The 21,461-nt window shown below is 71.6% G+C and carries 22 protein-coding genes; 7 read left to right on the forward strand and 15 right to left on the reverse strand.

Features of this window, described 5'->3' with window-relative positions; translation table 11 throughout:
* Positions 1–55 precede the first annotated feature (55 nt).
* The gene (locus tag ACKUB9_RS10945) at positions 56–1,624 is read left to right on the forward strand and encodes a GMC family oxidoreductase (protein ID WP_407521737.1); all 1,569 of its coding nucleotides are present in this window, start codon (positions 56–58) and stop codon (positions 1,622–1,624) included.
* Entirely contained in the window at positions 1,624–1,983 is a 360-nt protein-coding gene (locus tag ACKUB9_RS10950) for a hypothetical protein (protein ID WP_407521739.1), read from the forward strand. Before ACKUB9_RS10945 ends, ACKUB9_RS10950 begins: the two co-directional genes overlap by 1 nt.
* Before the next feature lie 11 nt (positions 1,984–1,994).
* Here the strand turns inward: ACKUB9_RS10950 and ACKUB9_RS10955 are convergent, their stop codons facing one another.
* Entirely contained in the window at positions 1,995–2,297 is a 303-nt protein-coding gene (locus ACKUB9_RS10955; RefSeq protein ID WP_407521741.1) for a ribbon-helix-helix domain-containing protein, read from the reverse strand.
* A 172-nt stretch (positions 2,298–2,469) separates the two neighbouring features.
* Here ACKUB9_RS10955 and ACKUB9_RS10960 point away from each other — a divergent pair, with 172 nt between their 5' ends.
* Positions 2,470–3,966, forward strand: coding sequence for an amino acid permease (locus tag ACKUB9_RS10960; RefSeq protein ID WP_407521743.1), 1,497 nt, complete (start codon positions 2,470–2,472; stop codon positions 3,964–3,966).
* On the opposite strand, the gene fliP is transcribed toward ACKUB9_RS10960, so the two are convergent.
* The 11 genes from fliP to ACKUB9_RS11015 all read right to left on the reverse strand — a co-directional run bounded on the left by fliP (position 3,957) and on the right by ACKUB9_RS11015 (position 10,514).
* Positions 3,957–4,745, reverse strand: coding sequence for a flagellar type III secretion system pore protein FliP (gene fliP / locus ACKUB9_RS10965; RefSeq protein WP_407521745.1), 789 nt, complete (start codon positions 4,743–4,745; stop codon positions 3,957–3,959). The genes ACKUB9_RS10960 and fliP overlap by 10 nt on opposite strands.
* A gap of 20 nt (positions 4,746–4,765) precedes the next feature.
* Positions 4,766–5,260 carry a flagellar basal body-associated FliL family protein gene (locus ACKUB9_RS10970; RefSeq protein ID WP_407521747.1) on the reverse strand — a complete coding sequence of 165 codons (495 nt, stop codon included), beginning with the start codon at positions 5,258–5,260 and terminating at the stop codon, positions 4,766–4,768.
* A gap of 10 nt (positions 5,261–5,270) precedes the next feature.
* Positions 5,271–5,969, reverse strand: a complete 699-nt coding sequence (flgH, locus tag ACKUB9_RS10975; protein WP_407521749.1) for a flagellar basal body L-ring protein FlgH — start codon at positions 5,967–5,969, stop codon at positions 5,271–5,273.
* Positions 5,969–6,463 carry a MotE family protein gene (locus ACKUB9_RS10980; protein WP_407521751.1) on the reverse strand — a complete coding sequence of 165 codons (495 nt, stop codon included), beginning with the start codon at positions 6,461–6,463 and terminating at the stop codon, positions 5,969–5,971. The genes flgH and ACKUB9_RS10980 overlap by 1 nt, the downstream gene beginning before the upstream one ends.
* Positions 6,460–7,569 (reverse strand): flagellar basal body P-ring protein FlgI, encoded by a 1,110-nt coding sequence (gene flgI / locus ACKUB9_RS10985; protein WP_407521753.1) that lies wholly within the window; start codon positions 7,567–7,569, stop codon positions 6,460–6,462. The genes ACKUB9_RS10980 and flgI overlap by 4 nt, the downstream gene beginning before the upstream one ends.
* On the reverse strand, positions 7,569–8,042 hold the full coding sequence (flgA, locus tag ACKUB9_RS10990; protein WP_407521755.1) for a flagellar basal body P-ring formation chaperone FlgA: 474 nt from the start codon (positions 8,040–8,042) through the stop codon (positions 7,569–7,571). The genes flgI and flgA overlap by 1 nt, the downstream gene beginning before the upstream one ends.
* 52 nt (positions 8,043–8,094) lie before the next feature.
* Positions 8,095–8,883 carry a flagellar basal-body rod protein FlgG gene (flgG, locus tag ACKUB9_RS10995; RefSeq protein WP_407521757.1) on the reverse strand — a complete coding sequence of 263 codons (789 nt, stop codon included), beginning with the start codon at positions 8,881–8,883 and terminating at the stop codon, positions 8,095–8,097.
* Between the two features lie 9 nt (positions 8,884–8,892).
* Positions 8,893–9,231, reverse strand: coding sequence for a flagellar hook-basal body complex protein FliE (fliE, locus tag ACKUB9_RS11000; protein ID WP_407521759.1), 339 nt, complete (start codon positions 9,229–9,231; stop codon positions 8,893–8,895).
* A gap of 11 nt (positions 9,232–9,242) precedes the next feature.
* Positions 9,243–9,656 carry a flagellar basal body rod protein FlgC gene (flgC, locus tag ACKUB9_RS11005; RefSeq protein ID WP_407522065.1) on the reverse strand — a complete coding sequence of 138 codons (414 nt, stop codon included), beginning with the start codon at positions 9,654–9,656 and terminating at the stop codon, positions 9,243–9,245.
* A complete protein-coding gene (flgB, locus tag ACKUB9_RS11010) occupies positions 9,656–10,039 on the reverse strand; it encodes a flagellar basal body rod protein FlgB (RefSeq protein ID WP_407521761.1) in 384 nt (127 codons plus the stop codon). Before flgB ends, flgC begins: the two co-directional genes overlap by 1 nt.
* A gap of 88 nt (positions 10,040–10,127) precedes the next feature.
* Positions 10,128–10,514 (reverse strand): DUF2794 domain-containing protein, encoded by a 387-nt coding sequence (locus ACKUB9_RS11015; protein WP_407521763.1) that lies wholly within the window; start codon positions 10,512–10,514, stop codon positions 10,128–10,130.
* A 522-nt stretch (positions 10,515–11,036) separates the two neighbouring features.
* On the opposite strand from ACKUB9_RS11015, the gene ACKUB9_RS11020 reads away from it, so the two are divergent.
* A complete protein-coding gene (locus ACKUB9_RS11020) occupies positions 11,037–11,483 on the forward strand; it encodes a GIY-YIG nuclease family protein (RefSeq protein ID WP_407521765.1) in 447 nt (148 codons plus the stop codon).
* Here the strand turns inward: ACKUB9_RS11020 and ACKUB9_RS11025 are convergent.
* Positions 11,447–12,109 carry a peroxidase-related enzyme gene (locus ACKUB9_RS11025; RefSeq protein WP_407521767.1) on the reverse strand — a complete coding sequence of 221 codons (663 nt, stop codon included), beginning with the start codon at positions 12,107–12,109 and terminating at the stop codon, positions 11,447–11,449. The two genes, ACKUB9_RS11020 and ACKUB9_RS11025, sit on opposite strands and share 37 nt — an antisense overlap.
* Positions 12,110–12,249: 140 nt before the next feature.
* Between ACKUB9_RS11025 and ACKUB9_RS11030 the strand changes: the two genes are divergently transcribed.
* The 3 genes from ACKUB9_RS11030 to ACKUB9_RS11040 are packed head-to-tail and all read left to right on the forward strand — an operon-like array spanning position 12,250 to position 19,108.
* On the forward strand, positions 12,250–17,094 hold the full coding sequence (locus tag ACKUB9_RS11030; protein ID WP_407521769.1) for an NAD-glutamate dehydrogenase: 4,845 nt from the start codon (positions 12,250–12,252) through the stop codon (positions 17,092–17,094).
* Positions 17,091–17,738 carry a 5,6-dimethylbenzimidazole synthase gene (gene bluB / locus ACKUB9_RS11035; protein WP_407521771.1) on the forward strand — a complete coding sequence of 216 codons (648 nt, stop codon included), beginning with the start codon at positions 17,091–17,093 and terminating at the stop codon, positions 17,736–17,738. Before ACKUB9_RS11030 ends, bluB begins: the two co-directional genes overlap by 4 nt.
* Positions 17,738–19,108: an MFS transporter gene (locus ACKUB9_RS11040; RefSeq protein WP_407521773.1), complete on the forward strand. Its 1,371-nt coding sequence runs from the start codon at positions 17,738–17,740 to the stop codon at positions 19,106–19,108. The genes bluB and ACKUB9_RS11040 overlap by 1 nt, the downstream gene beginning before the upstream one ends.
* Positions 19,109–19,455: 347 nt before the next feature.
* Here the strand turns inward: ACKUB9_RS11040 and ACKUB9_RS11045 are convergent, their stop codons facing one another.
* On the reverse strand, positions 19,456–20,340 hold the full coding sequence (locus tag ACKUB9_RS11045) for an HpcH/HpaI aldolase/citrate lyase family protein (protein ID WP_407521776.1): 885 nt from the start codon (positions 20,338–20,340) through the stop codon (positions 19,456–19,458).
* A 159-nt stretch (positions 20,341–20,499) separates the two neighbouring features.
* Entirely contained in the window at positions 20,500–21,393 is an 894-nt protein-coding gene (locus tag ACKUB9_RS11050; protein WP_407521778.1) for an N-formylglutamate amidohydrolase, read from the reverse strand.
* Positions 21,394–21,461 lie beyond the last annotated feature (68 nt).

The following is a 21,461-nucleotide window of genomic DNA, read 5'->3' on the forward strand; positions in this document are numbered from 1 at the left end:
ACGCGCGGCAGGAGGGCGCGCACGGCGCGGACCCCCGGCGCGACCGGAGGACAGCATGGCCACTTTCGACCTCAACGACGACGGGCTCGTCGTCATCGTGGGCTCGGGCGCGGGCGGGGGCACGCTCGGCACCGAACTGGCGCTCAAGGGGATCAAGACCGTGATCCTGGAGGCGGGCGCCCGTCACAACACGGAGGATTTCGTCAACGACGAGTGGGCGAGCTTCGCGCAGCTCGCTTGGACCGACATGCGCACCACCTCGGGCTCCTGGCGGGTGGCGCGGGACTTCCCCAACCTGCCGGCCTGGATCGTGAAGGCGGTGGGCGGCTCCACCGTGCACTGGGCCGGCGCCTCCTTGCGCTTCGAGGAGCACGAATTCCGCATCCGCGACCATTACGGCGTGATGCCGGGCGCCAACCTCCTCGACTGGCCGATCACCCTGGCCGACCTCGACCCCTGGTACGCGAAGGCCGAGGACCGGATGGGCGTGACGCGCACCAACGGCATCAAGGGCCTGCCCGGCAACAACAACTTCAAGGTGCTGGAGGCCGGGGCGCGCCGCGTCGGCTACAAGGAGGTCCATACCGGCCGGATGGCGATCAACAGCGAGGAGCGCCACGACCGCGGCGCCTGCCAGCAGATCGGCTTCTGCTTCCAGGGCTGCAAGTCGGGAGCGAAGTGGTCGACGCTGATCGCCGAGATCCCCCGCGGCGAAGAGACCGGCAACCTCGAAGTGCGGCCGAACTGCATGGTGATCCGCATCGAGCACGACGCGGCCGGCAAGGTCACGGGCGTCGTCTACGCGGATGAGAAGGGCCAGCTCCAGCGCCAGAAGGCCCGCATCGTGGCGGTGGCGGGCAACTCCATCGAGAGCCCGCGCCTGCTCCTCAACAGTGCCTCGACCCTCTTCCCGGACGGGCTCGCGAACTCGTCGGGGCAGGTCGGCCGCAACTACATGCGGCACATGACCGGCAGCATCTACGGCGTGTTCGAGAAGTCGGTGCACATGTACCGCGGCACGACCATGGCCGGCATCATCCGGGACGAGGCGCACCACGACCCCAAGCGCGGCTTCGCGGGCGGCTACGAGATGGAGACGCTCTCGCTCGGCGTGCCCTTCATGGCCGCCTTCCTCAACCCGGGCGGCTGGGGGCGCACCTTCACGAGCGCGATGGAGCAGTACCCGCGCATGGCCGGGATGTGGCTCGTCGGCGAGGACATGCCGCAGGAGACGAACCGCATCACGCTCGATCCCGCCGTCAAGGACAAGCACGGGATGCCGGTCGCGCACGTGCACTTCGACGACCACCCCAACGACGTCGCCATGCGCAACCACGCCTACCGGCAGGGCGCGGCGGTCTACGAGGCGGTGGGCGCCACCGTCACCTACCCGACCCCGCCCTACCCGAGCACCCACAACATGGGCACGAACCGCATGAGTGCGAAGCCGCGGGACGGCGTGGTGAACGGGTTCGGCCAGACCCACGACGTGAAGAACCTGTTCGTCTCGGACGGCAGCCAGTTCACGAGCGGCGCCGCCTGCAACCCGACGCTCACCATCGTGGCGCTGGCGCTGCGGCAGGCCGACCACATCGCGGGCGCGATGCAGCGGCGGGAGATCTGATGACCCGTCCCCTCCTCACCGCTCTCGTCCTGGCGGGCCTCTCCGCGGCGCCGGCCGCGGCCGGCCCCCGCCTCGCCCAGGGCTCCCCCGCCCCGGCACCGGGCGGGGGCGCGGCGGCCTACCCGAACAACCCGGCCGGAACCCCGGCCGCGGAGCGGGAGGCCCGCCCGGTCACAGCCCCCTGCCCGCCGGGCAGCCCCTGTCCGGGCCGGCCCGAGCCCTCCGGCGCCGCCGATACGAGCCGCACCGGGACGCCCAGCACCTCGGCCGGGCGCACCGACCGCGTGCCGAGCACCGCCTATCCGGACGCGCCGGGCGGGATGCCCTCCAGCCGGCCGGACGGCACCGCGCCGCGCTGAGCCGCGCGGGCCTACTCCGCCGCCATCAGGGCGGGCCGAAATAGCCGGCCCGTCTCGCCCTTGGCGAGGTAGATCAGGCAGCAGCAGCGCAGGAGCGAGGCGAAGTTGCGCACCTCGCCCTGCCGCTCCAGCACCTCGTCGTGCAGCTTGGTGGCGAACTTGGCGACGCTCAGGTTCTCCTGACGGGCGATGTCTTCCAGGATGGTCCAGAAGGCGGATTCCAGCCGCAGCGACGTGCAGTGGCCGCCGATGCGCAAGGACCGGGTCTCGCAGGCGTAGTTCTCCGGCGGCTGCTCCGCGAAGATGCGGCACATGGGGCGTCCTCCATACTTTGGAACGAGCCTAGACAAAGCCGCACGGCTCCCGCAACCGGACGTTGGGCGATCGGCCTTTCTGCCGCAGCGGAAGATTTTTGCCGTTCCCCTTGCGACCGTGGCCGTGCTGGCGCGTTGAGCCGACCAAGGATGCCAGTGGGAGGCGCGGCCGATGGCGGCGGGAGCGGAGGCGGGCGGCCTGTGGCGCAGGAAGCCGATCGAGCGGTTGACCCGGGATGCGGAGGCGGGCGAGCACGCGCTCCACCGCACGCTCGGGCCCCTGAGTCTCATCGGGCTCGGCATCGGGGCGATCATCGGGGCGGGCCTCTTCTCGCTCACCGGCATCGCGGCGGCCGAGCATGCCGGTCCGGCGGTGGTGATCTCCTTCGCCATCGCGGCGCTCGGGTGCGCCTTCGCGGGCATGTGCTACAGCGAACTCGCCAGCATGATCCCGGTCTCGGGCAGCGCCTACACCTACGCGTACGCCACGATGGGCGAGTTCATCGCCTGGATCATCGGCTGGGACCTCGTGCTCGAATACGCGGTCGGCGCGGCCACGGTCTCGGTGAGCTGGTCGAAATACGTCGTCACCCTGCTGCAGGACTGGGGCATCACGCTGCCGGCCCGGCTCGTCCACTCGCCCTTCGAGACCGTGCAGCTCGCCGACGGCACCACCGTGCACGGGCTCGTCAACCTCCCGGCCGCTCTGATCCTCGTGCTGATCTCGCTGCTGCTCGTGCGCGGCGTGCGCGAATCCGCCCGCGTCAACGCGGTGATCGTCGTCGTCAAGGTCGCGGTGGTGCTCACGGTGATCGGCGTCGGCGCCTTCTACGTGAAGGGGCAGAACTACGTGCCGTTCATCCCTGCGAACACCGGCACCTTCGGCGAGTACGGCTGGAGCGGGATCATGCGCGCGGCCGGCGTGGTGTTCTTCGCCTATATCGGCTTCGACGCGGTCTCGACGGCGGCCCAGGAGGTGAAGAATCCCCAGCGCAACATGATGATCGGCATCCTCGGCTCACTGGCGATCTGCACCGTGCTCTACATCGCCTTCGCGGCGGTGCTCACCGGGCTGGTGCCCTACGCCACCATGAAGGGCGACGCCGCGCCGGTCGCCACCGCGATCCAGCAGACACCCTTCCCCTGGCTGCAGACGCTGGTGACGCTCGGCGTCATCGGGGGATTCACCACCGTGATGCTGGTGCTGCTCTACGGCCAGTCGCGGGTCTTCTACGCCATGGCGCAGGACCGGCTGCTGCCGCGATTCTTCGCGACCCTGCACCCGACGTGGCGCACCCCCTACCGCTCGCACCTGTTCTTCATGGTGCTGGCCGCCCTGCTCGGCGGATTCCTGCCCATCAGCGAGCTCGGCCACATGACCAGCATCGGCACGCTGCTCGCCTTCGTGATCGTCTGCGCGGGCGTCATCATCATGCGGCGCACCCACCCCGAGGTGGAGCGGGGCTACCGCACGCCCCTGGTGCCCTTCGTGCCCATCGCCGGCATCGTGGTCTGCCTCGCCATGATGGTCTCCCTCGACGGCGAGACGTGGCTGCGGCTGGTGATCTGGCTCGCCATCGGGCTCGCCATCTACTTCGGCTACAGCCGCAGCCACAGCCGCGTCGGCCGCGACGAGGCGCTCGGCGCGGCGACCGCGCGTCAGAAGTAGGAGCGCACCAGCCCGCTCACCAGCATGTTCCAGCCGTCGATCAGGACGAAGAACAGCACCTTGAAGGGCAGCGAGATCACGGTGGGCGGCAGCATCATCATGCCCATCGACATCACCACCGTGGCGACGATCATGTCGATGACGAGGAAGGGCAGCGCGATCAGGAAGCCGATCTCGAAGCCGCGGCGCAGCTCGGAGATCATGAAGGCCGGGATCAGGATGCGCAGGTCCACCTTCTGCCCGGCCTCGGCCCGGGGGAAGTTGCGGCTGGCGAGGTCCGTGAAGGTCTGGAGGTCCTTCTCGCGCACATGCGCCTGCATGAACTCGCGGAACGGATCGGTGATCTTGCCGAACGCCTCCTCCTCGCTGATCCGGTTCTCGGTGAGGGGCTTCACCCCGTCCTGCCACGCCCGGTCGAAGGTCGGGGCCATGACGTAGAAGGTCATGAACAGCGACAGGCTGACGAGGAAGAGGTTGGCGGGCGTGCTCTGGAGGCCGAGGCCGGAGCGCAGGAAGGACAGGGCCACCACGAAGCGGGTGAAGCTCGTCACCATCACGAGCAGGCCCGGCGCCACCGACAGCACGGTGAGGAGGGCGACGATCTGGAGGATGCGCCCGCTCGCCGCGCCGTTGCCGGGCGGCAGGAGCTGGTCGAGGCCCGGCAGGCCGGCCGCCGGGGCCTGCTGCGCGGCGGCGTCCCCCGCCAGGAGGAGCGGCAGGCCGGCGAGGAGGAGCGGCGCCCCCGCGAGGAGGAGCCGCGTCGCTGAACTGTGTCGCATGGGGATCCGGTCCGACGCCGCTACTGGACGATCAGCGTCTCGATGATGAACTCGCGCACCTGCCCCTTCGTGCGCAGGCCGACGCGCTCGGTCAGGTCTTCGCGCAGGTGCTGGAGGCCGCTCGCGCCCTCGATCTGGGCGAGCGACATGGTGCGCAGGTAGGCCAGCACGTCCTGGCGGATCTCCGCCACCGTCACGTCGGGGTTCGCCAGGACGCCGGTCTTGAAGATGATCGCCCCCTCCAGCCGCACCCAGGCGTCGCCGGAATCGACGAGGTTGGTGACGAGCGGGCCGACGCTGCGCAGGCTGAGGTCGCCCGTGTAGGTCAGTACCTTCCGGGCCTTGCCCTCCTCGTCTTTCTTCTTGAGGTCGACCGCCTTCTCGACCTTGGAGACGAGGTAGGTCCCGAGTCCGCCGCCGGTGCCGATCGCCACCAGCGTCATCAGGGCGAGCGCGCCGATCCAGCCCTTCGCCTTGCCGGAGCCCGCCTTGTCGTCGGTCTTGGTCGCCGCCATCGCCCGGTCCTCAGAACGGTGCCACGGTCTCGAAGACGCGCTGGCCGAAGGTCGGGTCCTGCACGTCGGTGATGCGCCCGCGCCCGCCATAGGACACGCGGGCCTCGGCGATCTTGTCGTAGTCGATGGTGTTGCGCCGCGAGATGTCGCGCGGGCGCACGATGCCGGCGACGGTCAGCACGCGCACCTCGCTGTTGACGCGGACCTCCTGCGAGCCGCTGATCACCACGTTGCCGTTGGGCAGCACCTCGGTGACGACCGCCGCGACGGAGAGCCGAAGATTTTCCGACCGGTCGATGGTGCCCTCGCCCTTAGTCTCGGTGCCCGAGCGGATGCCGACATCGGCGGTAGCGGAATCCTTGAGGCCCGAGACGCCGTAGCCGAAATCGAAGCCGAGGCTCGACTTCTGGCTGCGCGAGCGCTCGGTGGCGTTGTCGAACTGCGCCTTGTCGTTGATCAGGATGCTCACCGTGACCACGTCGCCGATGGTCCGGGCGCGGGGGTCCTGAAACAGGTCGGCGCTGCCGGGCGACCACGTGGAATGGTAGGTGTGGCGCGCCCGGGTCCCGAAGCCCGAGGGCAGCGCCTCGCGCGGCACCGACAGCCCCGTGCCGATCGGGGTGAGGAGCGGCGGCTTGCCGATCGGGTCGAGGGAGTTGCAGGCGCCGAGCGCGGCCAGCAGCGGCAGGGCGAGGAGACGGGGGCTCATCAGGACTTCTCGTCTCCCTTCGGCCTGCGGCCGGCATCGGTCATCATGCGGGCGAGCTGGGCGGCGCGGGACGCCTCCATCTCGCTCAGGATCGCGCTCGCGGTGCGGGCGTTGAGCTTGGTGAGCAGGGCCGCGGCGGATTCCTCGGGCATGTTGGCGAGCTGCAGCGCCGCCGCGTCGGGCCGCATCTTGGTGTAGATCGCCACCACCGACTCGTCGGCCTTGGCCAGGAAGGCGTTGCGGCGCGCGAGCCATTCCTCGTACTCGGCGCGCTTGGCCTCGAGGCGGCGGATGCGCTCCTCCACCTGCTTCTCCAAGTCGGCGAGGGTCTCCTTCTGCCACGCGAAGCGGGCGTCGGCCGCCGCGTCGGCGATGCCCGCGCAGTAGGCCGGAGCCTTGGCCGATTCGGCCGAAGGCTTGGTCGCCTCCTGCGCGGCGGCGGGGCCGGCGAGCCCGAGGAGCAGGGCGGGCAGGAAGAGACGGGCGTACCTCACTGCACCACGAGCTCCGCCTGGAGGGCGCCGGCGGTCTTCACCGCCTGTAGGATCGAGATGATGTCGCTCGGCTTGAGGCCGACTTGGTTGAGGCCCCGGACCAGGGTCTGGAGATCGGAGCCGCCCAGGATCGCGAGCTGGCCCTTCTGCTCGGTCGCCGTCACCTCGGTGCGGGGCACCACCACGGTCTTTCCGCGGGAGAACGGCTCGGGCTGCGACACCTCCGGCGTCTCGGTCACCCGCACGGTCAGGTTGCCGTGCGTCACCGCCACCGTGGAGATCTGGACGTTGCGCCCGATCACCACCGTGCCGGTGCGCTGATCGACCACCACCCGGGCCGGCGTGTCCGGCGAGATGGTGAGGTCGCCGATCTCGGCGATGAAGCGGGTCTGGGCGATGTCGCGGGGGCGGAGCAGCACCACCGAGCGCTGGTCGCGCGGCACCGCCACCCGGCGGCCGAAGCGCTGCAGCCCATAGGCGTTGATCGCGTCGGTGACGAGGGTCGCGGTCTTGAAGTCGGGGTTCTTCAGTTCGAGCACGAGCTGCGGCAGGTCCCGGAAGGCGCCCGGCACCTCGCGCTCGATCAGGGCGCCGTTGGGGATGCGCCCGGCGGTGGGCACGCCCTGCGTCACCGTCTCGGCCTGCCCGCCCACCGCGAAGCCCGACACCGCCATCGGCCCCTGCGCGGCCGCGTAGACCATGCCGTCGCCGCCCGAGAGCGCCGTCATCAGCAGCGTGCCGCCCTTGAGCGAGGTGGCGTCGCCGAGCGAGGTCACGGTGACGTCGATGCGCGAGCCCACGGTGGCGTAGGGCGGCAGGTCCGCCGTCACCATCACGGCGGCGACGTTGCGGGTGCGCAGGCGCGCGTCGCGGACGTTCACGCCCATGCGGTCGAGCATGGATTGCAGCGACTGCTCGGTGAACTGCGCGTTGCGCAGGGTGTCGCCGGTGCCCTGCAGGCCGGTGACGAGGCCGTAGCCGACGAGCTGGTTGTCGCGCACGCCCTGGAGGGCCGCGATGTCCTTGATGCGCGTGCCCGCGTCGGCGGGCGCCGCCAGGATGAGGCCGAGCGCCAGCGCGTGCAGGCAGGCGAGGAGGCGGCGCATCAGTGGACCGCTCCGATGCGGATGCGCCCGTCCGCCTGCACGGTGCCGGTGACGATGCGGCCGGTATCGGCGTTGCGCACCCGGATCACCTCGCCGAGGCCGCCGTTCTGGAGTGGCGCGCCCAGCGTGGTGATGACGAGGCCATTCTCCTCGAAGATCATCGTGGTGAGCGCCCCGCGGCTGACGAGGCGGGGATCGTCGACGGCGTTCACCGGCACCGGCTCGCCCGGCAGCAGCGTGCGCCGGGCGACGCGCCCGACGATGGCGAGCGGCGCGTCGATCACCGCCGCGCGCGCCCGGTAGGTCGGCGGAAAGACCTGCTGGCGCAGCATCGTCTCCTTGACGAGGTCGCCCGGATAGATCGTGACGGTGGGCACCGGCAGCACCAGCTCCTCGGCCCGCGCCGGCCCGGCAAGGCCGCCCGCGACGAGGAGGAGGGCGCAGGCGCGCCGGACACCGCTGCTCTGGACCATGGTGTTCGCAACCCTCAAGACGCATCAGGACCGGGACGGCGCGGAAGCGCGCTCAGCGGATGCCCTTCGAGACCGTGGAGGCCATCTCGTCGGCCGCCTGGATCACCTTCGAGTTCATCTCGAAGGCGCGCTGGGCGGTGATGAGGTTCGTGATCTCCTTGACGGGATCGACGTTCGAGCTCTCGAGGTAGCCCTGGTGGATCCGGCCGAAGCCGGGATCGCCCGCGACGCCGACCACCGGCGCGCCCGAGGCGGCGGTCTCGCGGTAGAGGCCGTTGCCGAGTGGCTCCAGGCCGGATTCGTTGGCGAAGTTCGAGATCGTGAGCTGGCCGAGGTTCTGCGGCTGGGCCTGGCCGTCGACCTTGGCGAACACTTGGCCCGACTGGTTGATCACCACCTCGACCGTGTTCGGCGGGATCAGGATCGCCGGCTCGACGTTGTAGCCTTCCAGGGTGACGAGCTGCCCGTTGTTGCCCTTGTTGAAGGAGCCGGCGCGCGTGTAGTTCGTCTCGCCGTTCGGGTTCGTGATCTGGAAGTAGCCGCGCCCGTTGATGGCGAGGTCGAACTGGTTCGAGGTCTGGGCGAGCGGCCCCTGGCGGTGCAGGTTGCGGATCGCGGCGGCGCGCACGCCGAGGCCGAGCATCGCGCCCTCGGGCACCGGCTCCTGGCCGGACTGGTTGGGCACGCCCTGCTGCCGCTCGGCCTGGTAGAGCAGGTCGGTGAACTCGGCCCGTGCGCCCTTGAACCCCGTGGTGTTCAGGTTCGCGACGTTGTTGGCGATGACTTCGAGGTTGAGCTGCTGGGCGTTCATGCCCGTGGCGGCGATCCCGAGCGCTCTCATGATGACACCTCAGATCGCCATGCGGCTGATTTCGAGATAGGCGGCCACGACCTTGTCGCGGATGGCGATGGCGGTCTGCAGGCTCTGCTCGGCGCTCATCACCGCCTCGACCACCTGCTGGGCCGAGGCCTTGCCCTGGATGCCCGAGATGGCCGCGGCCTCGCCCGCCCGCAGGGAGTCGCGCATGCCGGCGGCCACCTGGGCCATGACGTCGCCGAAGGCGGGACCGGCGGGGGCGGCCGCGGCGGCGGGGGCGAACGCACCCGCCAGGGGACCGGCCGCAAGCGCGCCGGAGACCGGGCCGGTCCGGTCGATCAGCGCGTTCAGGGAGGCGACGGCCTCGATCATCGCTCAGTGCCTCACGTCTTCAGAAGGTCGATGACACTCGCCACGAGGGCACGGGCCTGCTTGATCACCTGCAGGTTGGCCTCGTAGGAGCGGTTGGCCTCGCGCATGTCGGCCATCTCGACGAGCACGTTGACGTTCGGGTACTTCACCTCGCCGTTCTCGTCGGCGGCGGGGTTGCCCGGGTCCTGCTCGACGCGGAACGGCGCGGCGTCGGTGCCTACCTCGCGCACCCGGATCCCGGCCACGCCTGCGGCCCGGTCGAGTTCGGTGCGGAAGGTGACGGTCTTGCGCTGGTAGGGATCGGCGCCCGGCGTCGCGCCGGTGGATTGCGCGTTGGCGATGTTCTCGGCGACGACGCGCAGGCGCACCGACTGCGCCGCCATGCCGGCGCTGGCGATCCGCGTCGAGAGCTGCAGCGGGTCGATCACGCGCCGCTCCTCAGGCTCGCGATCAGCATGCGGTGGAAGCTCTTCACCACCGCCGTGTTGAGGCTGTGCTCGCGCGCGACCTCGTTCGACTTCAGCAGTTCCTGCTCGAGGCTGACCGTGCGGCCGGTGTCGAGCGCGTCCCAGGTCTCGGAGGGACGCACCTTGACGGTCGCCGCCGGCGGACCGCCCGCCATGTGCCGGCCGCTGGTCGCGGCCATATCGAGGCCGGTGCGCGCCAGCACCTCCGCGAAGGGCGCCACGTCCCGCGCCTTGTAGTCCGGCGTGTCGGCGTTCGCGACGTTGCCGGCGATCGTCGCCTGCCGCACCGCCAGATACTGGGCGTGGCGCGAAGCGAGGCCGAAGAGATAGACGCCGCTCACTGAAGGAGACCTCCGGAACCTGACGGCCCGAGGTCTAGGGAGGCTACCTTGCCTGAGGCTGGCGCTCAGGCTTGCGCTGCAGCATGCCTCACGACACCACGCGCAGCGGCGTCTCCAGCACCTTCAGCACCTGTGCGAGGTCGTGGCCGCGCTTGAGGATGCGGCCGGTCTCGGCCACCACCGCGTAGGCGCCCTGCCGCCGGGCGAGCCGGGGGTCCTTCTCGATGCGGAAGAGCGGGCGCTCGGAGGTGCGCCGGTGGATGGCGAAGACCGCCTTCTCGCGCGTGAAGTCGATGGTGTAGTCGCGCCACTCGCCGGCCGCGACCATGCGGCCGTAGAGGTTCAGGATGACCCGCAACTCGTCGCGGTGGAACGACACCTGCGGTGGCGGCGCGGGCTTGTGGGCGGCCGGGAAGGGGACGACGCGGGCGCCCACGCCCGAGAACGGACTATCCGCGCTCTCTCCCTCGCTCATCGCTCCTCCTGCGTCGGCCGGGTGCGGGCGCCCTGACCGGGCCGACCGCCTGACCGGCATGATGGGATCGACCCTGCGGCCCCGCAAGGGTGGTGGCCGGGTAACACGTTGCCGGCTTCGCAGCGCGGCCCGCCGGATACCGCATTCGCGCCACGCTATCGCCAACATTTCGCCATTTTGGCGCCTTCCGCCAGCCGCGAAGCAGGACTATCCCTGAGGTGACCTCTAGGCTCGGCCGCCCGTCCCAGTCGGTCCGTCCAAGTCGGATCCAGTCCCCCTTGGCCGCCGGCCGCGTCGGCCGGCCCAGCTCCTCCAGAGGTTTCGAGACCCTACCTTCGAGGCCGCCTCTCCGGAGCGCGGTCTCCTTTTTTGGCAGGGTCCGGTGACCCCTTCCTTGCCAACGGGCGCCCCCTTTCCCGGACGACTGCAGCGTCACCGGAAGGAGATCCGTGAACCAGCGCAAAGAGTTGCGAAGCTCATGAGCCTTGCTACGGTTGGGTCATCGAAGGGACCATCGCGATCATGGCCGCCTTCGTCTACATGCTGGCGAGCGGACGCAACGGCACGCTCTACCTGGGATCGACGATCGATCTGTCCCGCCGCGTGCGCGAACACCAACTCGCGCTCACTCCGGGTTTCACGAGCCGCTACGGCGTGACCGTGCTGGTCTGGTACGAGGCGTACGACCGCGTCGTCGAGGCGCGGCAGCGGGAATATGCGTTGAAGAAGTGGCGACGGGCATGGAAGATCGCACTCATCGAGATTGACAATCCGAATTGGTGCGATCTGTCCATCGACCTGATCTGGGCAATCGGCGCGAATGCGTGCGGAGCCGCTTCGCGGCGAGTCGTCGTGCTGGTTCCCGGATCTCCTTCCGCTTCGCTTCAGTCGTCCGGGAAAGGGGATTGGAGGCCTAAGCGTGAGAACCCCGCCTACACCTCCGGCAGCGCCCGCGCATCGCCGTGGTAGGAGCGGTTCGGCCGCATGTCGACGGCCGAGGCCATGCGGTTCGACATGTTGAAGAAGCTCGCCACCGCGGCGATGTCCCAGATGTCGCGGTCGGAGAACCCCGCGTCGCGCAGCGCCTCGCGGTCCTCCTCCTCGATCGTCCAGGGCGCCTCGCTGAGCGCCACCGCGAAGTCGAGCATGGCCCGGTGCCGGGGCGAGAGGTCGGCGGCCCGGTAGTTCATCGCCATCATCTCGCCGAGCACCGGGTCGCCCGATAACCCGCGCACCGCCGCCCCGTGCGCGGTGAGGCAGTAGTAGCAGCGGTTCACGCTCGACACCGCCACGGCGATCATCTCGCGCTCCAGCTTCGACAGGCCCGAGGGCGCCAGCATCAGGTCGTTGTAGAGGCCCGCGAAGGCCGAGAGCTTGGCCGCGTCGTGCGCGTAGGCCAGGAGCACGTTGGGCACGAAGCCGATCTTCTCGCGGCACTTGTCGAAATACGCCGCGAGCTCGGGCGGCAGCTCCGCCAGCGGCGGCAGGTCGAGGGCCATCACGGCCCCGTCCGCCTCCTGGGGCCGCGGGGTCTCCCCGCTCTCGGGCTTGCCCGCCCGCTGTCCCGACTTCCCTGCGGGCTTCGTTCCGGCCATGCTTCGTCTCCCTGTCGCAGGATCCGAGCTATAGGGCGTGGAGCGGAGCCAGACGAGTGGGCCGGGCGATGAGCCGGGGTTGCGACCGGCCGAGGTCTGTGCCACCGCTCCGCCACCTCAACCTCGGCGGAGGACGAGCCGTGGATACGTCGACCGCGACACCGGAAGCGCAGGCGAGCCGGACCGATCTGATCGCCGCGGCCGTCTCGGCGGCGGAGGGGCGCCAAGCGCCGGGCGGCTTCGTCCGCGACCTGTTCGGGCGCGTGCCGCCCGAGGACCTCACCGCCTACGCGCCCGAGACCCTGGCCGACCTCGCGCTCGCCGCCCGCCAGCACCTCGCCGCCCTTCGTGCGCCCGGCACCATCTCGGACATCCGCCTCAACGACGTGGAGGTGGAGCGCGACGGGCGCCGCCGCGACGTCACCGTGCTGGAGGCGGTGAACGCCAACCGGCCCTTCCTGCTCGACTCGACCCTCGCCGAACTGGTCGGGCGGGGCTACGAGCCGCGCCTCGTCGCCCACCCGATCCTGGCGGTGGAGCGCGACGCCGAGGGCGCCCTCGTGCGGCTCGCCGGCGAGACCACGGCGGCGGGCGCGGGCGAGCGCAGCCGCGAGAGCTTCATCCACATCCATCTCGACCGCATCGACGACGAGGAGGAGCGCAGCAATCTCGTCGCGGCTCTGACGCAGGTCTACGCCGACGTCGCGGTGGCGACCGAGGATCACGCCGCCATGCTGGCGCGCCTCGACGCCGCCACGGCCGCCTATCGCGACGCGCCCCCTCCCCTGCCCGAGGCTGAGGTCGCGGAAGCGCGCGCCTTCCTCGACTGGCTGGCGGATGACCAGTTCACCCTGCTCGGTCTGCGCGAGTACCGGCTGGGGCCGGATGGCGGGCACGAGGCGGTGTCCGGGAGCGGCCTCGGCCTGCTGCGCGACCCCGCGGTCGAGGTGCTGCGCCGCGGCCGGAGCATGGTGGCGGTGACGCCCGAGATCCGCGCCTTCCTCGAGCGGCCCGAGGCGCTGATCATCACCAAGGCGAGCCTGATCTCGCGGGTCCACCGGCGCACCCACCTCGACATGGTGGGCATCAAGCTTTTCTCGCCCGCCGGCAAGGTCGCCGGGGAACTGCGCCTCGTCGGCCTCTTCGCGGGCAGCGCCTATACGAGCCGGGCCGAGGAGGTGCCGGTCCTGCGCCGCAAGGTGGCCGAGGTGGTCTCGGCGGCCGGTCTCGACCCGACGAGCCATGCCGGCCGCTCGCTGCTGCACGTGCTGGAGACCTATCCGCGCGACGACCTCTTTCAGATCGACGCCGACCAGCTGCGCACCTTCGCGCTCGCCATCGTGTCGCTCGCCGAGCGGCCCCGGGTGCGGGTGCTGGCACGGCCCGACAAGTTCGGCCGCTTCGTCTCGCTCCTCGTCTACGTGCCGAAGGACCGCACGGACGCCGCCCTGCAGAAACGGGTGAGCGCCCATCTGGCGGCGGCACTCGGCGGGCACGTCTCGGCGGTCTATCCCGATTACCCGGAGGGGCCGCTCGCGCGCCTCCACATCGTCATCGGACGGCGCGAGGAGACGCTGCCGGAGATCGATCCGGCCGCCCTGGAGGCCGCCGTGACGGCGCTGAGCCGGAACTGGGCCGATGGGTTGCGCGAGGCGCTGGCCGACACGATGGACGGCACCCGCGCCCGGGCGCTCGGCAGCTACTACGCCGAGGCGTTCCCGGCGGGCTACCGGGAGGTCTACGCCAGCGCGCAGGCCCTGTCCGACATCGCCATCTTGGAGCGGATCAGTGACGAGCGGCCCCGCGCCGTGGACCTGCACCGCCGGCCGGGCGACCCCGAGACGCGCATCGGCCTCAAGCTGTTCTCGAAGGGGACGTCGCTGCCTCTCTCGGAACGCGTGCCCGTGCTGGAGAATCTCGGCTTCCACGTCATCGACGAGCGCACCTTCGAGATCGGCCGCCCCGGCTCCGCGCAGGCGGACGGGATCTGGCTGCACGACATGCTGCTGGAGCGGGCGGGCGGCGGGGCGGTCGCGCTCGACGCCGTCGAGGGGCCGGTCGAGGCGGCCCTGCTGGCGATCGCGCGCGGCCTCGCGGAATCCGACGCCTACAACCGGCTTGTGCTGGAGGCTCCGCTCGGCTGGCGCGACGTGGCGCTGCTGCGCGCGCTCGGCCGCTATCTGCGCCAGCTGCGCGTGCGCTACGGGCAGGACTACCTCGCGGCCACGCTGAGCCGCCACGCCGGCCTCGCGCGTCAGATCGTGGCCCTGTTCTACGCCCGCTTCGACCCGCGGGCCGAGGGCGACCGGACGGCGCGCCAGGAGGCGATCCGGGCCGAGATCGAGGCCGGCCTCTCGGCCGTGACCAGCCTCGACGAGGACCGCATCCTGCGCCGCTTCGTCAACCTCGTGGAGGCGGCCCAGCGCACCAACTTCTTCCAGGTCGCGGAGCACGGCCTGCCGCCCGAGACCATCGCCTTCAAGTTCCGCTGCGCGAAGGTCGACGGGATGCCGCTGCCGCGGCCGCTGTTCGAGATCTTCGTCTACTCGCCGCGGGTCGAGGGCGTGCACCTGCGCTTCGGCTACATCGCCCGCGGCGGCCTGCGCTGGTCGGACCGGCCGGAGGATTTCCGCACCGAGATCCTCGGCCTCGTGAAGGCGCAGCAGGTCAAGAACGCCGTGATCGTGCCGGTGGGCGCCAAGGGCGGCTTCTTTCCCAAGCGCCTGCCCTCCGCCTCCGACCGGCAGGCGTGGCTCGCCGAGGGCACCGAGAGCTACCGGATCTTCATCCGCACCCTGCTCTCCGTCACCGACAACATCCTCGACGGCGCCATCGTGCCGCCCGCCGACACGGTGCGCCACGACGGCGACGATGCCTACCTCGTGGTCGCCGCCGACAAGGGCACCGCCACCTTCTCGGACATCGCCAACGCGATCTCGCTCGACACCAGGCACTGGCTCGGCGACGCCTTCGCGTCCGGCGGCAGCCAGGGCTACGACCACAAGCAGATGGGCATCACCGCCCGCGGCGCCTGGGAGGCGGTCAAGCGCCACTTCCGCGAGATCGACATCGATATCCAGAGCGAGCCCGTCACGGTGGTGGGCGTCGGCGACATGTCGGGCGACGTCTTCGGCAACGGCATGCTGCTGTCGCGCTGCCTCAAGCTCGTGGCGGCCTTCGACCACCGCGACATCTTCCTCGATCCCGACCCCGACCCGGCCACCGCCTACGCGGAGCGCCGCCGCCTGTACGACCTGCCCCGCTCCTCCTGGGCCGATTACGACCGCGCCAAGATCTCGGCGGGCGGCGGCATCCATTCGCGCTCCGCCAAGACGGTGCCGCTCTCTCCCCAGATCCGGGCGCGCCTCGGCTTCGACCGGGCCGAGGCCACCCCCGCCGAGGTAATGCAGGCGATCCTCAAGGCGCCCGCCGACCTCCTCTGGTTCGGCGGCATCGGCACCTACGTGCGCGCGGCCGGCGAGAGCGACGACGAGGCGGGCGACCGCGCCAACGACGCCATCCGCATCACCGGCGCCGACCTGCGGGCGCGGGTCGTCGGCGAGGGGGCGAATCTCGGCCTCACGCAGCGCGGGCGGATCGAGGCGGCACGCCGGGGCGTCCGGCTCAACACCGACGCCATCGACAACTCGGCCGGCGTGAACACCTCCGACGTCGAGGTGAACATCAAGATCGCCCTGACCACGCCCGAGCGCGACGGGCGGCTCGGCGCGGAAGCCCGCAACGCGCTGCTCGCCGGCATGACCGGTCAGGTCGCCGACCTCGTCCTGCGCAACAACCAGCTCCAGACGCTGGCCCTCTCGCTCGCCCAGCGCGGCGGGGCGGGCGAGAGCGGCTTCGCGACCCGCCTGATGCAGATGCTGGAGGCCGAGAACCGCCTCGACCGCGGCGTCGAGTTCCTGCCCTCGGACGCCGCCCTCGCCGAGCGGGCGCAGGACGACGAGGGGCTGACGCGGCCCGAACTCGCGGTGCTGCTCGCCTACGCCAAGCTCTCGCTCAAGGACGCGCTCCTCGACAGCCCGGTCCCGGACGATCCCTACCTGTCGCGCGAGCTGGACCGCTACTTCCCGCCCGTGCTGCTGGCGCGCTACCCGGATGCGGTGGCGAGCCACCGCCTGCGCCGGGAGATCATCGCCACGGGGCTCGCCAACGCCATCGTCAACCGCGGCGGGCCGACCATCGTCAGCCGCCTCTCCGACGAGACCGGCGCCGAGGCCCCGACCGTCGCGGCGGCCTACGCGGTGACGCGCGACGCCTTCGGGCTGCTCGACCTCAACCGCGCGGTGGAGGGGCTCGACGGGGTGGTGGCGGGCGGGCCGCAGCTCGCGCTCTACGCCGAGCTGCAGGACCTGCTGCGCCAGCAGATGGTCTGGTTCATCCGCAACACCGATCTCGGCGGCGGCGCGGGCGGGATCGACGCGGTGGTGGCGCGATACCGCGACGGCATCGCCGCGGTGGCCGCCTCCCTGGCCGAGGTGCTGCCGCCCGCCGCCCGCGAGGCGCTGGCCAAGCGCACCCGCGCGCTCCAGGACCAGGGCGTGCCCGAGGAACTGGCCGGCCGCCTCGCGGCGCTCGGCGAACTCGGCTCCGCCCCCGACATCGTGCGCGTGGCCGAAACCGCCGGGCGCTCGCCCGCGGCCATCGCCGCCACCCATTTCGCGCTCGAAGACCTCTTCCGCCTCGGGCCTCTCACCCGCGCGGCGCGCGGCGTTCCGGTCGCCGACACCTTCGACCGCATCGCCCTGGAGCGGGCCGTGGCGGGGATCGCCGCCGCCCACCGGGCGCTCACCGCCGAGGCCGCCGCCACCGGCGCCCAGGGCCAGGCCGCGGTCGAGACCTGGAGCGCGGCCCGCGGCGCCTCGCTCGCGCGCATCCGCACCGCGGTGGCGGCGATCGCCGCCTCGGGCCTCACCGTCTCGAAGGTCTCGGTGGCGGCGAGCCTGCTCGCGGACCTGACGCGGCCGTGACGGCAGCGGGCGCGCCGGTCTTCGACGCGGGCTTCCGCGACACCCTCGCGGCGCTGGTCGCGTGGCGGCGCGACGTGCGCCGCTTCCGCCCCGATCCGGTGCCGGAGGAGATCCTGCGCGCCTGCCTCGACCTCGCCTGCCTCAGCCCCTCGGTCGGCAACAGCCAGCCCTGGCGCTTCGTGCGCGTGGGCGACCCTGCCCGCCGCGCCGCCGTGATCGCCAACTTTTCCGCCTGCAACCGGCAGGCGGCCGCGGCCTACCCGGACGAGCGCGCCGCCGCCTACCGCCGCCTGAAGCTGGAGGGCCTGCGCGAGGCGCCGGTCCACCTCGCGGTCCTGTGCGACGAGGCCACGGGGGCCGGGCACGGGCTCGGGCGGGCCACCATGCCGGAGATGCTGCGCTACTCCGTCGTCACGGCGATCCACACCTTCTGGCTCGCGGCCCGCGCCCACGGGCTCGGGGTCGGCTGGGTCTCGATCCTCGATCCGGCCGCCCTCGTCGCCTCCCTGTCGGTGCCGCCGGCGTGGCGGCTGGTCGCCTATCTGTGCGTCGGGCTCCCGCAGGAGGAGCATGCCGACCCGGAGCTGGTGCGCCACGACTGGCAGCCGCGCCTCGCCGCCGACGGCCTGCTCGTGGAGCGCTGATGCAGGCCGCTCCGCGCCGCGCCCTCTTCGGCTGGGTGATGTTCGACTGGGCCTGCCAGCCCTTCTTCACCCTCGTCACCACCTTCGTGTTCGCGCCCTACTTCGCCACCGTGCTGGCCCCGAACCCGGCCGAAGGGCAGGCCCTGTGGGGCTACGCCACGGCGGCGGCGGGCCTCGTGCTGGCGCTGCTCTCGCCGGTGCTGGGCTCGATCGCCGACGCGGTCGGCCCGAAGAAGCCCTGGATCGCGGCGGCCTCCGGCCTCCTGCTCGTCGCCTGCTTCGCCCTGTGGTGGGCCGCGCCCGGATGGGCCGGTGCGATCCCGCTGGCGCTTGCCGCCTTCGCGGTCGCCACCGTGGCGGCGGAGGTCGCGGCGGCCTTCTACAACGCGCTGATGCCGATCCTCGTCCCGCCCGAGCGGCTGGGGCGTCTGTCGGGCACCGGCTGGGCCACCGGCTACGCGGGCGGGCTCGTGTCGATCGTCGTGGTGCTGGGCTTCCTCGCCGCCGATCCGGACACCGGGCGGACCTATTTCGGCCTCGACCCGCTGTTCGGCCTCGACCCGGCCGCGCGGGAGGGCGACCGCATCACCGGGCCGTTTTCGGCCCTCTGGCTGGTGGTCTTCGCGCTGCCGCTCTTCGCCTTCACGCCGGACGCCCCCCGCACCGGCCGTCCGCTGCGGGGCGCCGCGTGCGAGGGTCTGACGCGGCTCGCCGGCACGGTCCGGGAGGCGCGGCGCGACGGGCGGACGCTCCGCTTCCTCGTCGCCAACATGATCTACCAGGACGGCCTCGTGGCGGTCTTCGCCTTCGGGGGCATCTTCGGGGCCGGGACCTTTGGCTGGGGACCGGCGCAGCTCGGCCTGTTCGGCATCCTGCTCACCGTCACGGGCACGCTCGGCGCCTTCCTGGGCGGCCGGCTCGACGATCGGCTCGGGCCGCGCCGGGTGATCCTGGGCAGCCTCGGCCTCCTCGCCCTGGTCTGCGTCGGCCTGATCTCGCTCGGGCGCGAGCACGTGCTGTTCGCGATTCCCACCGCGCCGGCCCGGCCGGGCCACCTCTACGACAGCGCGCCGGAAAAGATGTTCGTCGGGCTCGGCCTCCTCATCGGCCTCGTCGCCGGCCCGCTCCAGGCCGCGTCGCGCAGCCTGCTCGCGCGCATCGTGCCCCCTGGCGAGGCCGGCCGCTACTTCGGCCTCCTCGCCCTCTCGGGCCGCCTGACCTCCTTCATGGCCCCGCTCTGCGTCGCGCTCGCCACCTCGCTCACCGGCACGCTGGGCGCAGGCCCCGCGGTGCTGATCGGGTTCTTCGGGCTGGGCGCGGCGCTGGTGTGGGGCGTCTCGGACGCCGCGAGGGCACGGAATGGGGCCTGATGCATCACTCTTCCCTCCGGCGGCGACGCCCGTGGGAAGTCATCCGCCCGTGTCCATTTGTGCCTCACACAACCCTTCAGACGAAGGAGCAAGGGCCGCGCGGGGCACACCTCTCCCGTGCGGGCGATGAGCTTCGCGAAAAGGGTCCGGTTGCGGCGAGTTGGGCATCTTTGCGGGTCAGCGGAGACGGCCGATGCGCGGACGGGGATCAGGCGTCGTACGGCACCGAAGCGCGCGGCGCGTGACCGTTCGAGCGGATCGTCACCACGGGCAGCGCGGTCCTGAGCACGGTGGGCGGCCGCTGGTTCGTCGGCGCGAGCTACCGGAAGGCTGAGCGCCGCCGCCCCTCACCGCCCGCGCGCCGCGATCGCCTCCGACCACGCCACTGCGCGGCGCGCCATGCCGATGTGCTGGCGCTCGAACATCCGTCCGTTGATCTGGATCGCGCCGCGCTTGGCGTTCTCGGGCCGGTCGAAGGCCGCGATCACGCTGCGGGCCGTCTCGACCTCGGCCTCGGTGGGCGCGAAGGCGGTGTTGGCGGGCTCCACTTGGTTCGGATGGATCAGGGTCTTGCCGTCGAAGCCAAGGATGCGCGCCTGGCTGCACTCCTCGCGCAGGCCGTCCACGTCCGCGAAGTCGTTGAACACGCCGTCGAGGATCGCGAGGCTCTCGGCGCGGGCGGCGGCGAGCGCGGTCATCAGCCAGGGCATCATCGGGGCGCGGCCCGGGACGATCTGCGTCCAGGTGTCCTTGGCGAGGTCGTTGGTGCCGAGCACGAAGCAGCTGAGCCGGGTGGCGGCGTTGCGCCGCGCCGCCGCGATCGCCTGGATGTTGAGGATGGCGGCCGGCGTCTCGATCATCGCCCAGACCCGGATATGGGCCGGCGCGTCGAGGGCCTCCAGGCGGTCGGCGATACTTTCCAGCACCGCGGGCGAAGAGACCTTCGGCATCAGGATCGCGTCGGGCCCCGCCTCGATGGCGGCCTTGAGATCGGCCTCGCCCCAGGGCGTCTGCGGGGCGTTGACCCGGATGATGAGCTCCCGGTCGCCGTAGCCGCGCCCGCGCACCGCGGCGCAGACCTGCTCGCGGGCGGTCTCCTTGGCGTCGGGCGCGACCGCGTCCTCGAGGTCGAGGATCAGCGCGTCGGCCGGCAGGGTCTTCGCCTTGTCGAGCGCACGCTGGTTGGAGCCGGGCATGTAGAGCACGCTGCGGCGCAGGCGGAGGTCGGTCATGGCGGTCGGTTTCCTCGGATGGCCGGCGGAGCACACGCGTCAATCGGCGAAGCGATCACCGGCTCGGCGGCGAAACGAATGCACAAACAAGACTTCGAGCGGAGCGGCCTTCGGTTCCGCTTCAAGCACAGTGCGCGACAGGCGCCCACCCGGCACCCGCTACTCCGCGGCGATGCGGCGGGGGGCGAGGTCGAGCGGCAGGCCGGCGACCTCCGCAAAAACCCCCATCAGGTTCTCCGTGAGCGCCGCGAAGCCGGGCTTCGGGGTGAGCGAGCGCTCGTCCATGTAGAGCGCGCGGTTGATCTCCACCTGCAGCGCGTGGCGGCCGAGCGCCGGCTCCCCGTAATGCTCGGTGATGAAGCCGCCCGCATAGGGCTTGTTGCGGATCACCCGGAAGCCCCGGCGGCGCAGGGCCACCTCCACCGCGTCCACGAGGGCGTGTCCGCAGGCGGTGCCGAAGCGGTCGCCGAGCACCATGTCGACCCGCGCCGCCTCGTCGCGCCCGAGACTCGTCGAGGGCATCGAGTGGCAGTCGATCAGGACCGCGTGCCCGAAGGCCACGGCCGTGCGCGAGACCAAGCCCCGCAGGGCGCGGTGATAGGGCTTGTAGAGGCCCTCGATCCGGGCGGTGGCCTCGGAAACCGGCAAGCGCCCGCGGTAGATCTCCTGCCCGTCCGCCACCACGCGGGGCACGGTGCCGAGCCCGCCCGCGACGCGCATCGAGCGGATGTTGGCGAAGGCCGGCAGGCGCCCGTCGAACATCCGCGGGTCGAGTTCGTAGGGCTCGCGGTTGACGTCGAGATAGGCGCGCGGGAAGCAGGCGCGCATCAGCGGGGCGCCGAGCCCGACCACGGGCGCGAACAGGCGGTCGACGAAGGCGTCCTCGGACCGGCGCAGCGACACCGCGTCGAGGCGCGAGGCGGCCAGGAACGAGGCCGGATAGACCGCGCCGGAATGGCCGGTGTTGAAGACGTAGGGCAGGCTGTGCCGCGCGGGCTCGTCGATGACGAAGGGCGGTGAGAACAGGCTCTCGGGGGCCGTCGTCTCTAGCATGCGGCCATCCGGGCTCGCTCGGCGGAGAAGGGGCGTTCGCGCGACAGCATCCCACCAATGTGACGCTG

The sequence above is a fragment of the Methylobacterium oryzisoli genome (assembly GCF_046557895.1).
In the GTDB taxonomy this organism is placed as follows: domain Bacteria; phylum Pseudomonadota; class Alphaproteobacteria; order Rhizobiales; family Beijerinckiaceae; genus Methylobacterium; species Methylobacterium oryzisoli.

Coding starts and splice junctions, on each gene's coding strand:
- ACKUB9_RS11025 (WP_407521767.1), bottom strand. CDS start 12,109: ATGGCCGGAACGAAGCCCGCAGGGAAGTCGGGACAGCGGGCGGGCAAG.
- flgI (WP_407521753.1), bottom strand. CDS start 7,569: ATGCGCCGCCTCCTCGCCTGCCTGCACGCGCTGGCGCTCGGCCTCATC.
- flgH (WP_407521749.1), bottom strand. CDS start 5,969: ATGAGCCCCCGTCTCCTCGCCCTGCCGCTGCTGGCCGCGCTCGGCGCC.
- ACKUB9_RS10950 (WP_407521739.1), top strand. CDS start 1,624: ATGACCCGTCCCCTCCTCACCGCTCTCGTCCTGGCGGGCCTCTCCGCG.
- ACKUB9_RS10970 (WP_407521747.1), bottom strand. CDS start 5,260: ATGGCGGCGACCAAGACCGACGACAAGGCGGGCTCCGGCAAGGCGAAG.
- fliE (WP_407521759.1), bottom strand. CDS start 9,231: ATGATCGAGGCCGTCGCCTCCCTGAACGCGCTGATCGACCGGACCGGC.
- ACKUB9_RS11040 (WP_407521773.1), top strand. CDS start 17,738: ATGCAGGCCGCTCCGCGCCGCGCCCTCTTCGGCTGGGTGATGTTCGAC.
- ACKUB9_RS11015 (WP_407521763.1), bottom strand. CDS start 10,514: ATGAGCGAGGGAGAGAGCGCGGATAGTCCGTTCTCGGGCGTGGGCGCC.
- flgG (WP_407521757.1), bottom strand. CDS start 8,883: ATGAGAGCGCTCGGGATCGCCGCCACGGGCATGAACGCCCAGCAGCTC.
- flgA (WP_407521755.1), bottom strand. CDS start 8,042: ATGGTCCAGAGCAGCGGTGTCCGGCGCGCCTGCGCCCTCCTCCTCGTC.
- fliP (WP_407521745.1), bottom strand. CDS start 4,745: ATGCGACACAGTTCAGCGACGCGGCTCCTCCTCGCGGGGGCGCCGCTC.
- ACKUB9_RS10955 (WP_407521741.1), bottom strand. CDS start 2,297: ATGTGCCGCATCTTCGCGGAGCAGCCGCCGGAGAACTACGCCTGCGAG.
- ACKUB9_RS10945 (WP_407521737.1), top strand. CDS start 56: ATGGCCACTTTCGACCTCAACGACGACGGGCTCGTCGTCATCGTGGGC.
- ACKUB9_RS10960 (WP_407521743.1), top strand. CDS start 2,470: ATGGCGGCGGGAGCGGAGGCGGGCGGCCTGTGGCGCAGGAAGCCGATC.
- ACKUB9_RS11020 (WP_407521765.1), top strand. CDS start 11,037: ATGGCCGCCTTCGTCTACATGCTGGCGAGCGGACGCAACGGCACGCTC.
- ACKUB9_RS11045 (WP_407521776.1), bottom strand. CDS start 20,340: ATGACCGACCTCCGCCTGCGCCGCAGCGTGCTCTACATGCCCGGCTCC.
- ACKUB9_RS11050 (WP_407521778.1), bottom strand. CDS start 21,393: ATGCTAGAGACGACGGCCCCCGAGAGCCTGTTCTCACCGCCCTTCGTC.